Raw genomic sequence first — 12785 nt, forward strand, 5'->3', positions numbered from 1 at the left:
TAGGCTCGCACTCGCCGCATAACAGGATGAAACGGTGTCCACTCTTCGGGTGGAAGTCCCATCCGCCGCAGCATAGGCCGTGTCGGCTCGAGTGACGACCATGCCCTGGCCGAGTCGTTCTTCCCGGGACTGAAGCGGGAACTGCTCCACGAGCGACGCTTCACCTCGAAAGCACGGACACGGCTGGAGCTGTTCCGCTGGCCGGCCCACTACAACCGGCACCGCCGCCACTCCGCCCTCGGCTACCTCACGCCAGTCGAGTTCGAGCAACAGCTGATCTCATCACGTACGCTGTCGCTCGTCGCATGAAACCCGATGTCCACTCCCGAAGTTGAGCTTCAGGAGACGTGGACGTGATGCAACTGGGCGGCGCCCACGACGGCGGTGCCGATGTCGACGTGCCACGAAGGCCGAGCATGTGCTGACGTCCTTGACCGAACCTTTCAGGACCTGTGATCCGCTCCCGACTCTCATCGTTTGAGGCCGTCCTGTCGGGAGTGTCTGACTTGTTGAATCGACCGCAGGCACTCGGTCTGCAGCCATAGCGTCCAGGGTGCCGGTCGGCACGGGCTCGTGTAGTGAAGCTTCCCGGGGCGGGCTGACCCCCAAGCAGCAGGAAAAGCGGGAGCAGGTGCGCCTTGAGGCGGCCGAGCGGTTCGCTCGCGGTGAGAAACGAGGCTGTCGCGAGGGAGCTTCGGGTGACGTCGCAGTCGGTGCGACGTTGGCGGAGGGAGTGGGAGGAAGGCGGTGCGGACGCCCTGCGCTCGAAGGGGCCGGCCTCGGTGGAACGGCTGAGCCCCGGGCAGTGGGAGCGGCTGGAGCGGGAGTTGAAGCGGGGCCCGCTCGCGCACGGGTGGGACGACGAGTTCCAGGGGTGGACGCTGAAGCGGGTCAAGCTGCTGATCGGGCGGATGTTCCGCGTCGGGTACACGATCCAGGGCGTGTGGAAGCTGTTGCGGCGGCACGGCTGGTCCGTGCAGGGGCCCCTGCGGCGGGCGATCGAACGCGACGACGAGGCGATCGAGTTGTGTAAGGCCGAGGTGTGGCCGCAGGTAAAAGGACCGCGGCGGACCTGGGCGCCCACATCTGCTTCGAGGACGAGGCAGGCCAGGGGCTGAGGCCGCCGAAGGGACGCACCTGGGCACCACGCGGCGCCCGGCCGGTGGTGCGGGTGCGCGGACACAACCGGGGACGGGTCAACCTCGCCGGAGTGGTCTGCTACCGCGCCGGACACCGCTCCCGGTTCTTCTTCAAGCTGCACATCTGGCACGGGCGCCGGGGCGAGCCGAAGGCGTTTTCCTGGCGCCAGTACCGCGATCTGATCGTCATGACCCACGTGCAGCTCGGTACCCCGGTGGTGTGGTGCTGGGACAACTTGAACGTGCACCTGGTGAAGGAGCTGGCCGACTTCGCCGAGGAACACCAGGACTGGTACAGATCTTCCAGATGCCCTCCTACGCTCCGGAGCTGAACCCGGCCGAGGGGATCTGGTCGCTCCTCAAGCGGCACCTGGCCGACTTCGCCGCCGCCGACCTCACGCACCTCACCCGCGTGATCAAGCGGAAGCTGAAGAAGATCGAGTACCGGCCCCATCTGGTCGACGGCTGTCTGCCACCCACCGGTCTGACCATGGACGACGACGCGATCAGGCCACCGGACTCGACTAGTTCAACCTGAGTAAAGGCCGGAGGAGAGGCATCACGAACTTGCCCTCGGTGGCTCCCGTTCCGGCGTAAAACCGAGCTGTTCTGCAAGAACAGGCCCACTTCTACCTGCTCTGTCGGCCGCCCTGCAGAGAATCGGCGGCCGTGAGCAGCGAAGCTCCCAGCAATACGATGTCCTTTATGAGGAACTGGCCGGCCAGGGAAAGTTTCGGTTCCCTGTGTTTCTCCTGCCATGCCTCCGGTGTGGTGGCAAGAAAACTGAGAGTCGTGGCGAATATTCCCGCAGAGCCCAGACTTCCCAGCGCAGAGGCCTTCGGTGCGAAGGGTCGCGCCGCGACCAGTGATCCCATGGTCATCTCTGTCACACCGATGAGCTTGGCCAGTCTATGTTCGCCAAGTCTGGCCACGAGCCATGAAAACATGGGGCTCGCGGTGATCAAGGGGCGAATGTTTTCAACCTCATAACTCTCGAACTTAAGTCGCCCGATCGACAGGAGATTGAGCGCCAGTCCGTAACGGATCGTAGAGAATCCTGCACTCCGAAGGCGGTCACTGACAGCGGATTGCGTTCCCATTTATGGGTGTCCCTTCACGTGCTGTCCCCCGCCTGCCTATCGGGCCATCCTACGCTGGGTCGAACCTGCCGGCATGCGGGCCACCGGAGCACTCGGCATCCGCGAAATGCCTTTCGATGAACACCCGCTGACGAAGCTCCGGCTGAGCGGCGGTCGTCAGGTCGTGGGCCCGGCCGCACACGTCTGCGCCCGTAGAGCGCCGGTGAGGCTGCCTCTGGGGCTTGCAGGGTACTGCCGGTGCTCCAAGTGCGGGACGCTTGCTGTGCGCAGACAATGAAAGACGTGAGCGCGGCGACACAGGGCTTCGATGCTCCGGAGAACTGGGACGGGAGGCATCGCGGCCCTGCGGGCATGCGGATGTTTCGCCGGCTCCGCGCTCGCGCCACCGGACCTTCGACGCTACGGCGAGCGGCGCGTACTGGAGTTGTGGTGCCCGCGGTCCTGGCCGTTGCCGTGGAGTTCGTCGGCGAACCGGATTTTGTGATGTTCGTGGCGTTCGGTGCGCTGGCCGGGCTCCTCTTCGTCGACTTCAGTGGCCCGCCGCACGTACGGCTGTCAGCGCAGACTGGTCTGATGCTGACCGGCGCCGTCCTGGTCTGCCTGGGAACGCTTGCGTCCCAGGCGATCTGGACCGCCACGGTGGCCACCTTCGTCATCACCTTCTCGCTCTTGTTCGCCGGCGTGGTCAGCTCTGTGCTGGCCAGCGCGACGACCGCCCTGTTGGTGAGCTTCATCCTGCCGGTCACGATGCCCGGTTCGGTGAGTTCGATGCCGCACCGGCTGGGCGGCTGGCTGCTGGGCGGGGCGGCCTCGCTGATCGCCGTCGCTGTGCTGTGGCCCGCCCCGGTCCGCGAGCCGTTGCGGTTGTCGGCCGCGCAGGCGTGCGCATTGCTCGCTCGGCGGTTGAGGGCAGAGGTCGCTTGTGTGGGCAACTGGTTCGAGCCGCAGAGCAGAAAGGCCGTCGACGTGACGGCCAAAGAGGCTGCCGCTGCCGTCACGTCGTTGCGAGGGTCTTTCTTCAGGATGTCTTATCGGCCCACGGGACTCGACGCAGCGGCACGCGCCCTGCTCAAGGTGATCGACCAGGTGGTCTGGCTGCATGCGATTGTGGAACGAGCTCCGCTCGAGTTTCAGCCCAGGCCGGTCGCTGCGGCGGTTTGTTCGGTGAAGTCGGAATCCTCGACCCTCCTGGAGCGGGGCGCTGTACTGCTGGAATCGGTCGTCGGCGATCCGAGCGAGCTGGATGCATGTATGAGACGTCTGGAACGGGCGTGTGAGGCCATGGAACGGACGGTCACATCTCATTTTGCGAGGCAACCTGCCGAGTCATCAGTGTTCGGGATTCCGGACGAGGCGGAGCCGGAGTTCAGCAGAGCCTTGCAGTCCGCCTTCCGCGCCCACCAGATGGCCTGCGCGGTCTCGGAACTCTCCGTGAACATCGAAACCGCCGTGGCCGCTCACCAGCGCAATTGGTGGCAGCACCTTCTGGGTTGTCGGACCGAGGGGGTGGTGGCATCGCTCACCTTCGTGTGGAATCGCGTGCGCGCGCACGCCGAATGGCATTCGATGTGGCTCCACAACAGCCTGCGCGGGGCTACCGCCTTGTGCCTTGCCGTAGTTGTGACCGAATTTACGGGCGTCCAGCACTCGTTTTGGGTGGTCTTCGGTGCGCTGACCGTATTGCGCTCCAGCGTGCTGAACACAGGGCAGAGCGCCTTGCGCAGTTTGGTGGGCAACGTCTTGGGTTTCCTGATCAGCGGCGGACTCATCATCGCTCTGGGTATGCATCCCGTGGCCTTCTGGCTGTTGCTTCCGCCGGCCGTCGCCCTGGCCGGCATCGCACCGGAGGTCCTCTCGTTCACCGTCAGTCAATTCTGTTTTGCCCTGGCGCTTTTGATCTTGTACAACATCGTCGATCCCCAGGGGTGGACCGCGGGACTCGTTCGCCTGGAGGACGTGGCCCTCGGCTGTGCGGTGAGCCTGCTGGCCGGGGCGTTGTTCTGGCCACGGGGGGCCGGCTCCGCTCTGGGCAAGGCGCTGGCCGAGGCAATCTCCGACAGCGCCGGTTACCTGCGCTGCGCGATCGCACGTGGTTTCACCCCCAGCGACGTCCGGCTGCGGACGGCTCCTGCAGCGAGCGACGCGAGACGCCGTGCTGTGTCGGCGGCACACCGCTTGGATGAGGCCTTCCGCGGGTTCCTCGCCGAGCGGGGTACGAAGCACGTCTCCTTGGCAGCTGTGGCGACATTGGTCGACGCGGGCGTCATCCTCCGGGTTACGGCCGACGCCCTCCTCCACCTCTGGAGGGACGAGGAACCGGTCCAAGGAAGCCGAAAAGAGGCGTACGCAGGCATTCACCAGGCAAGCGGGCCACTGCTCGATTGGTACGAGAAGACAGGTCGGGCGCTGGCGGGCACGGGCACCGTTCCCGACGAGCTCGACGTCCGGCTCCCCGTCCGGGCCTTCGACGAGGCCCTGCGCCGCGACCTCGCTGAAGCCGACGGGCCTGAGGCCGCACGCGCTGTAAAGATGATATGGACAGTGTCCTACATCGACGCGGTCCAAGGCTTGCAGGCAGCGATCCTGGGGCCCGCGCGAGCGGTTTCCCGGCAGAGCCTGCCGCGGTCCCGGCTGGTCGGTCGCCGTGCATCGACCGCACGAGGTTGACCTCGGCCAGCACCCATTCGTCGCAGACGGCACATTGTGCGGCAGCGACGGGCCGGCGACGGCGCTGTGCAGGGCAGGCGGTGGAAGATTGCGGACCGGCAGAGCAGGCACGGACAATAGGAAGATGCCCGGTGTCTGAGGCATTGTGCGTGCTGGCCTGTTCGATCACAGAGGATATGCCGTCCGCGTCCGTGGCGGTTCATTCCGCGGTCTCGCAGGAGGCCTTCGACCACTTCCTGGGCCGCTGGGACGGCCCCCGGTGCCTGGCTTTTCAGCCGGTCACCGTTGCGCCGCAGGGTCGGCGCGAAGGCCGCGCGGTCCTGCCGCCGCCGATACATCGTCGCAACCGACCGGGTTGGCCAATGCCAGGCGCCGCACCGGTACGGCGCAGACGTGGGGGGACATCTCGCAAAGCTGCTGGAGGACAGAACGTGATTACTCATTCCGCCTACGCGGTCGAGCCCTGGCGAGTGCGCGAGACCGGGCTCGACTGGGACGTCCTGGCACAGAGTGAATCGGTGTTCGCGCTGTCCAACGGACACATCGGTTGGCGAGGCAACCTCGACGAGGGGGAACCGCACGGGCTGCCCGGCAGTTACCTCAACGGCGTCCATGAGCTCCATCCGCTGCCGTACGCGGAGGCAGGCTACGGGTTCCCCGAGTCCGGTCAGACAGTCATCGACGTCACCAATGGCAAGCTCATCCGCCTCCTCGTCGACGACGAGCCGCTTGACCTGCGCTACGGTCAGCTGCTGTTGCATGAACGGGTGTTGGATCTGCGCGGCGGGCTGCTGCACCGGACCAGCGAGTGGACCTCACCGACGGGCAAGACGGTACGGGTCCGCTCCACCCGCCTGGTCTCCTTCACCCGGCGGGCCGTCGCCGCTATCGCCTATGACGTGGAAGCGCTGGACAACGAGGTGAGCCTTGTCCTCCAGTCCGAACTCGTGGCCAACGAGCAACTGCCCACCACGAGCGGCGACCCACGTGTCTCCGCCGTCCTGAAGTGCCCACTGCAGCCCGAGGAGCACAGTGCCCAGGACGCGCGCCTGAGCCTGGTCCACCGCACAACGGCCAGCGGCCTGCAGGTCGCGGCCGCTGCCGATCACACGGTGCGAGGTCCGGCGCCCACCGAGAGCTACGCCGAGAGCAGTGACGACGTGGCCCGGTTCACCGTTACGACCAGTCTCAAACCGGGCGAGGTACTCCATCTGGAGAAGTTCGTCTCCTACGGCTGGTCGGGGGTGCGCTCCCTGCCTGCCCTGCGGGACCAGGTGGAAGCCGCGCTCGCCGGGGCCCGCAGCATCGGCTGGCAGGGGCTGGCCGATCAGCAGCGGGCCTTCCTCGACGACTTCTGGAGCCACGCGGACGTCGAGGTCGACGGTGCTCCAGAGATTCAGCAGGCTGTTCGCTTCGCCCTCTTCCACGTGCTGCAGGCCGCCGCCCGGGCCGAACAACGAGCGATTCCGGCCAAGGGCCTGACCGGCTCCGGATACGACGGGCATGCTTTCTGGGACACCGAGATCTTCGTCCTCCCATTGCTCACCTTCACTCACCCGCGATGCGTCCCCGAAGCCCTGCGCTGGCGGCAGAACACCCTGCCCGCGGCGCGGGAGCGCGCCCGGCAACTGGGCCTGAGCGGCGCCGCATTTCCGTGGCGGACAATCGAGGGAGCGGAGTGCTCCGGCTACTGGCCGGCCGGCACCGCCGCTTTCCACGTCAATGCCGACATCGCCCATGCGGTGGTGCGCTACCTGTCCGTGACCGACGACGTGGAGTTCGAGCGAAAGACCGGCGTGGAGTTGCTGGTGGAGACCGCTCGCCTGTGGCACTCCCTCGGGCACTACGACTCCTGCGGACGCTTCCACATCGACGGCGTGACCGGCCCTGACGAGTACAGCGCAATTGCCGACGACAACGTCTACACCAACCTCATGGCCCAGGAAAACCTTCGGGCCGCCGCCGACGCCGCCGATCGCCACACGGAACAGGCGGCCGGCCTCGGGGTCGACGAAGAAGAGACGGCGGCGTGGCGGGAAGCCGCCAAGGCGATGGCGGTTCCCTACAACGACGCGATCGGGATCCACGAGCAGTCGGCGGGTTTCACCGGCCACCAGCGGTGGGATTTCGCCGCCACCGGACAGGACGACTATCCGCTGATGCTGCACTTCCCCTACTTCGAACTGTACCGGCAACAGGTGGTCAAACAGGCGGACCTGGTGCTGGCCATGTACCTTCGCGGCGACGCTTTCGCCGCGGACCAGAAGGCCCGGAACTTCGCCTACTACGAGCCGCTCACCGTTCGGGACTCCTCGCTTTCGGCCTGCGTCCAGGCTGTGATCGCCGCCGAGGTGGGACATCTGCGCCTGGCCTACGACTACCTCGGCGAGGCGGCACTCATGGATCTGGGCGATCTGGAGAAGAACACTCGCGACGGCCTGCACATCGCTTCGCTGGCCGGCTCCTGGATAGCGCTGGTCATGGGTTTCGGAGGCATGTGCTACCGCGAGGAAACGCTGTGCTTCGCTCCCAGGCTGCCCGAGAAGCTCAGCAGGCTGGCCTTCTCCGTCCACGTGCGGCAACGGTGCCTGCGAGTCGAGGTCACCCGTGCTGCCGCCACGTACACCCTCGTGGAAGGAGAGCCGCTCCAGATCAGGCATTGCGGACAACCGTTGACGGTAGCGCGCGGTGCCCCCGAGACACGGCCCGTCACGCTGCCGGCCGCAGTGCCGGAGCCCTCCCAACCGCCCGGTCGGAGGCCAGGGCGGCCCACCCCGCCGAGATAGACAGAACGAGATGGACACAAGCAGGGGCCGAAGTACCCGAAAAATTGAGGGCAGGGTCGGGCGATCCTGGGCTCGGCGAAGTGGGCAGTGGGACGACCCGCTGTTGCAGGCCCCCGGGCCTGCCAATATCGCAGCCTCACCTTGAAGCGCTCCGGGTCTGGTGGAGGCTCGATTCCCTGAGAGGATCGAGTCATGGCCCGTCCGCCCCCTTACCCTGCCGAGCTTCGTGAGCGTGCGGTGCGCATGGTTGCGGAGATCCGCTCCAACTACCCGACTGAGTGGGCTGCGATGAAGGCGGTCGCCGCGAAGCTGGGCATCGGTTCCGCAGAGACGGTGCGGACGTGGGTCCGCAAGGCCGAGGTTGACGCCGACCAGCGTGCCGGGGTGACTTCGAAGGAGGCTGAGCGCCGCCTCGCCGAGAAGCGCTCCGGGATGGGTGGAGGCTCTATGCGTTGACTCCAGCCGCCGGTTGGGGCTGGTGTTGAGCGTAGTAGTTGGTCTCGACCGGGGCCTGACCGTGCTCAAAAACCGCATCCGGGATCTGCGGCCGGCCTATCGGCCCGCGGATCCGGCCTCGCGGACGGTCTATGAACCGGGCGAGAACAGAAGCGGTGCCGCCGATGCACGTCATGAATCCGCGCCTGCCCTCTTGACGGTGCAGCCCGGGCAGGTGCGAGGTGACGCCGTACCCACAAAGAGATCAGTCATGGTGCCCGTCTACTCAGGGGCACGTCAGGAAAGGATCCGCACGAGTGCGGAGAGTTCCTGAGGCCACGCAGCGTCGGAAGGCACCCCGTATCCAACGACGAGGGCATCGGGCATGGCGCTCAGGGACCGTTCATGGCGGTATCGGGACAGGCCAGCCACTTTGAGGCCCTGCCGGGCTGCCGACTGTAGGACCCGCTGCTCGGTCCCGGGCGGCAAACCGAGCACGGTGTGAAGGCCGGCCGCTGTCCCGATGACGCGCACCTTTGGGGCGTACTGGGCCAGGGCTGTGACGAGAGCGTCTCGTCGATCGCGGTAGCGCCGACGGGCAGCACGTACGTGATGGTCGTAGGCGCCGGAAATGATGAATTCCGCCATCGTCAGCTGGCTGAATACCTCGCACGTGTCGATCTGCCCCTTGGCCGCCACGGCTTCCTCAGCCATCCTGGGAGGCAGCGCCATCCAGGCAAGCCGCAGGCCAGGAGCAAGGGTCTGGCTGGCGGTACCCAGGTAGACCACGCAGTCGGGATCGAGTCCTTGGAGCGCCCCGACGGACTGGCGGTCGAACCGGAACTCACCGTCGTAGTCATCTTCCAGGACCAGCCCGCCGGTCCGTCTGGCCCAGTCCACGACGGCCGTCCGGCGATCGCGCTGCAGTGCCGTGCCCACGGGGAACGGGTGAGCCGGTGTGAGTAGGACCGCATCGGTGCCGACGGGCGGCACCGGGTCGGTCCCGTGGGTGTCCAAGGGAAGCGGGAGGGTCTTCAGCCCAGCAGCCGCCAGCAGGCCCCAGTACCTGTCCAGGCCGTAGGACTCGACGGCGACGTTCCTCGCCCCCCGCCCGGCCAGAACTTCGCTCAGGATCTGCAGGCCGTGGGAGGCGTCGGCGCAGATCAGTATGTGCTCCGGACTTACGTACACGCCCCGGGCTTGAGCGAGATGGTCTGCGAGTGCGGCCCGTAGTTCCGGCCGACCGCGGGGGTCGCCGTAGCCGAGCGCGTCGTCGGGGGCCGCGGCCAGGGCGCGGCGTGTGGCCTTCAGCCAGGCTGCACGAGGAAAAGCGGCGAGGTCGGGGCTACCTGGGATCAGGTCGGGGCAAGGGTCGCCGGATCGATCGGCGGCCGAGCGCGCCAAGATCGGCCGAGCGATCATCCTGTCTGCCACGAGTGTGCCCGAGCCTCTGCGGGCGGTAAGCCATCCCTCGGCGACGAGGTCGGCATAGGCGTCGGCCACGGTGTTGCGGGCAAGGCCGAGGTCGGAGGCGAGCTGGCGGGAGGAGGGCAGCCGTGCCCCCGGGGCCAGGTGGCCGGTGCGGACAGCTTCGCGCACGGCTTCGGCCAATGCGCGGCGCACACCTCGGCCAGCTCGAATCAAATCAGGGGCTATACCCGAAGCAGCCCAGAATTCCGACATGGGCGTGAACAGCACTGGCGACCTCTTACCTGCTCCGGCCGCTCGGTCAGGCCTCATCGGGGCCATGTCTCCTGTGTCCTTCAAGGCAGTTTTCCCTCGCTCAACGTGATGTCGGCTCGGTTACACCCGCCGCCTTTCGCCCCTGAGGCCGCGGCAGCCGTCGGGCGTGCCCGCGACGAACGCGCCCCGTTGCCGGACGAGCCCGCCGGGGTCCGGGGCGAGCGGTACGAGTCGGCAAGCCCGACAGCTGCCCCGGGCTCCCTCCCAGGCGCTGGCTCCGGCAGGCCCGGCGGTTATTGATAGCGCCCTTCGAAAAGGGTCCCGCTCCCGAGGTCCGAGAACCGGAGGCCGACGATCCTTCCCTCGTCCACCATCCACCGGAGGTCGTACGAGGCCCGGAAGGAGGGCGGCCAGAACGAGCAGAAGCGACCGCTCTCGTCGACGGACCACGTGCCCTCCGTCTGACGTCCGCCTTCGACGTAGCGGGTGGCCCCGCCGGGGTCGAAGGACTGCCTCGCGCCGTCGCTGTAGACGAGGTCTCCAGCGGTGACAGCGGCCGAGATCTGCTCGAGTGGCACAGGGGCGCCGTCTTCGGCGGACACACCGCCGAGGTTCTTGATCACTGTGTGTTCCTCCTGTCAGACTCCGCGGATTCCGCGGCGCCAGCTCGGTCGGAAGCGTGCAGCCGCACGCGGTGGGAGACGTCGGCCCCGCGCGGAGGGCGTTCCCGGCCGATGCCACCGCTGCCGCACAGCTGGTACGCAACGCCGGCACGTCCGCCACCTCGCCGCTCCGCTCTGCAGAATGCCGACGGCGTGCCTCAGGGGAGTGGGACTCTTACCGGGGAGCTGGGCGGAGGCGCGCCGGGCTGCGGTGCTGCAGCCGGTAGACCGCCCGTCAGGTTTCGGCGGTGTCCTCCTCCAGCGCGTCGAACAAGTGCAGGTACTGGCCGTAGCCCTCTCGCCCGAGGTCCCCTGCGGGGATGAAGCGCAGGGACGCGGAGTTGATGCAGTACCGCACCCCGCCCCGGTCGCTGGGCCCGTCAGGGAACAGGTGCCCGAGGTGGCTGTCTCCTTGCGCTGACCGAACCTCGACACGGACCATGCCGTGGCTGGAGTCGGGAACCACGACGACGTAGTCGGGATTCAGCGCCTTCGTAAAGCTAGGCCACCCGGTCCCGCTGTCGTACTTGTCCGCTGAGGCGAACAGGGGCTCCCCGGACACGATGTCCACGTAGATCCCGGGAGCCTTGTTGTCCCAGTAGGCGTTGGCGAACGCGGGCTCGGTCTCGTCCCGCTGGGTCACGCGGTACTGCTGGTCCGTGAGCTGTGAGATGCGCTCAGGGCTCTTGCGGTATTCCGGCATGTCTGCCTCCCAGGTAGCGCAGCGACGTCTTGGTTTCTGCGTCGTGCGCCGCCCGTGTTCTTACCGGGTTCCTTGCAGAAAGCCCCGGCGTTCACGCCGGGAATGAATGCATCCCAAGACTGCTCTGACATGCACCTTAGAGCGGACGTTTCTGCTGCTCGATGTACTGGCGGACGATCGCCAACGGTGCACCGCCGCACGACGCGGAGAAGTAGGAGGGCGACAGCGCGACCCCGCGCTGGGTGGTCGCATCGCCGAGGAAGTCGGTGAGGGCAGCACTTGAAGAAGCGGCCGTGAAATCCGCTGGGCACCCGTTCGACCCGGGCCTACCATCGCGCGCATGACGACTCATCACGAGATACTCGAAGCCGCGCTGGCCCGGATCACCACCGGTTACGTTTTCCCCGAACAGACGGCTGCCATCGACGCGGCGATCCAGCGTCGGCTGGCCGAAGGCGCATATCAGAACCTGGACGTGCGGGAGCTGTGCGAGCGAGTCACGGACGACCTCCAGAATGTCTGTCCGGACAAACATTTGCGGTTGTTGTGGATCGAGGAGCCGCAGCCGATGGACGAGGAGCCGGAGGACGTTGCCCGCGCCCGTTTCGCGCAGTACGCCCGGGAGAGCAACTACGGCATCCGGCGGGTGGAGCAGCTCGACGACAACATCGGCTACCTCGACCTGCGCATGATCGCCCCCGCCGATCTGGGTGGTCCCGCGATCGCTGCCGCCATGCAACTGCTCGCTCCCACCGAGGCATTGGTCATCGACCTTCGGCAGTGCCGGGGCGGCTCACCGGAGGGCGTGCAGCTGTGGTGCAGCTACTTCTTCGCTGACGACGGGGTGCACCTGAACGACATCTACGAGCGGGCCACTGACTTGACCCGCCAGTACTGGACCCTCGGGCACCTCGCCGCCCCGCGCTACCTGGACCGCCCGGTCACCGTACTGACCAGCGACCTCACCTTCTCCGGCGGAGAGGAGCTGGCGTACAACCTGAAGGTGCTGGGGCGCGCCACCTTGATCGGCCAGACCACCCGAGGTGGCGCCCACCCTACGGCCCGTATTCCGGTCGCCCCGCACATTACCGTGACCGTTCCCACCGCCCGCTCGATCAATCCGGTCACCGGCACCAACTGGGAAGGCGTCGGCGTCGAGCCCGACCTGGCCGTCGCGGCCGGGGACGCGCTGAAAGCGGCACTGGGGCACCTGCGCACGCGGATCGGTTGAGCAGCCGTTCGACGCCTTGCAGATAAGCGGCGGGGAGGCTGGGGGCGGATGGGGCAGGCACGTTGCCGTGCTCATGGAGTTACGACGCTCTGTGATCACTGAAGATATCTGTGCCTGCGCTGCCATCATGGCTGGTCGAACCGCTCTGGGACCAATTCGCCGCCCTGCTGCCGCAGCGACCAACAGTTCGAACCGCCCCACCCGCTGGGCTGCCACCGACGCCGCATCAGTGACGGATCGTGTTCGACAAGCTGCTCCAGGTCCTGCGATTCGGCTGCTCGTACGAGGCAATCGCGGACTCCACCTGCTCGGCCACGACCATCCGCAACCGACGCGACGCCACATCTGGGCCGCCGGCCTCTACGGACGCCATCTCAAC

Annotated in this window: 7 protein-coding genes and 5 pseudogenes; 7 read left to right on the forward strand and 5 right to left on the reverse strand. The window is 67.0% G+C overall.

Annotation, left to right across the window (positions count from 1 at the left end; translation table 11 throughout):
- Positions 1-60: 60 nt before the first annotated feature.
- Positions 61-309: pseudogene (locus IEZ19_RS41010) on the forward strand (integrase core domain-containing protein); the annotation flags it as partial.
- A gap of 244 nt (positions 310-553) precedes the next feature.
- A pseudogene (locus IEZ19_RS54280) lies at positions 554-1677 on the forward strand (IS630 family transposase).
- Between the two features lie 91 nt (positions 1678-1768).
- Here the strand turns inward: IEZ19_RS54280 and IEZ19_RS41025 are convergent.
- Positions 1769-2239 carry a YkgB family protein gene (locus IEZ19_RS41025; RefSeq protein WP_189316489.1) on the reverse strand — a complete coding sequence of 157 codons (471 nt, stop codon included), beginning with the start codon at positions 2237-2239 and terminating at the stop codon, positions 1769-1771.
- Positions 2240-2668: 429 nt separating this feature from the next.
- Between IEZ19_RS41025 and IEZ19_RS41030 the strand changes: the two genes are divergently transcribed.
- From IEZ19_RS41030 to IEZ19_RS41040, 3 genes and pseudogenes are all read left to right on the forward strand, one after another.
- Entirely contained in the window at positions 2669-4906 is a 2238-nt protein-coding gene (locus IEZ19_RS41030; RefSeq protein ID WP_189316490.1) for an FUSC family protein, read from the forward strand.
- A 431-nt stretch (positions 4907-5337) separates the two neighbouring features.
- Complete coding sequence (locus IEZ19_RS41035; RefSeq protein ID WP_189316491.1) at positions 5338-7692, forward strand: glycoside hydrolase family 65 protein; 2355 nt, start codon at positions 5338-5340, stop codon at positions 7690-7692.
- 192 nt (positions 7693-7884) lie between these two features.
- Positions 7885-8118, forward strand: a pseudogene (locus IEZ19_RS41040) (IS3-like element ISMyma3 family transposase); the annotation flags it as partial.
- Positions 8119-8424: 306 nt separating this feature from the next.
- Here IEZ19_RS41040 and pdxR read toward each other — a convergent pair.
- The 4 genes and pseudogenes from pdxR to IEZ19_RS41060 all read right to left on the reverse strand — a co-directional run.
- Positions 8425-9810 (reverse strand): MocR-like pyridoxine biosynthesis transcription factor PdxR, encoded by a 1386-nt coding sequence (gene pdxR, locus IEZ19_RS41045; RefSeq protein ID WP_189316510.1) that lies wholly within the window; start codon positions 9808-9810, stop codon positions 8425-8427.
- Between the two features lie 293 nt (positions 9811-10103).
- Positions 10104-10433, reverse strand: a complete 330-nt coding sequence (locus IEZ19_RS41050) for a hypothetical protein (protein WP_189316493.1) — start codon at positions 10431-10433, stop codon at positions 10104-10106.
- Positions 10434-10707: 274 nt separating this feature from the next.
- Positions 10708-11175, reverse strand: coding sequence for a peptide-methionine (R)-S-oxide reductase MsrB (gene msrB, locus IEZ19_RS41055; RefSeq protein WP_189316494.1), 468 nt, complete (start codon positions 11173-11175; stop codon positions 10708-10710).
- 136 nt (positions 11176-11311) lie between these two features.
- Positions 11312-11413, reverse strand: a pseudogene (locus IEZ19_RS41060) (IS200/IS605 family transposase); the annotation flags it as partial.
- Between the two features lie 102 nt (positions 11414-11515).
- Between IEZ19_RS41060 and IEZ19_RS41065 the strand changes: the two are divergent.
- Entirely contained in the window at positions 11516-12406 is an 891-nt protein-coding gene (locus IEZ19_RS41065) for a S41 family peptidase (protein WP_189316495.1), read from the forward strand.
- 110 nt (positions 12407-12516) lie between these two features.
- Positions 12517-12751, forward strand: a pseudogene (locus tag IEZ19_RS41070) (IS5/IS1182 family transposase); the annotation flags it as partial.
- Positions 12752-12785: the final 34 nt, after the last annotated feature.

The organism is Streptomyces brasiliensis (genome assembly GCF_014647875.1).
In the GTDB taxonomy this organism is placed as follows: Bacteria; Actinomycetota; Actinomycetes; order Streptomycetales; family Streptomycetaceae; genus Streptomyces; species Streptomyces brasiliensis.

Coding starts and splice junctions, on each gene's coding strand:
- IEZ19_RS41025 (WP_189316489.1), bottom strand. CDS start 2,239: ATGGGAACGCAATCCGCTGTCAGTGACCGCCTTCGGAGTGCAGGATTC.
- pdxR (WP_189316510.1), bottom strand. CDS start 9,810: ATGTCGGAATTCTGGGCTGCTTCGGGTATAGCCCCTGATTTGATTCGA.
- msrB (WP_189316494.1), bottom strand. CDS start 11,175: ATGCCGGAATACCGCAAGAGCCCTGAGCGCATCTCACAGCTCACGGAC.
- IEZ19_RS41065 (WP_189316495.1), top strand. CDS start 11,516: ATGACGACTCATCACGAGATACTCGAAGCCGCGCTGGCCCGGATCACC.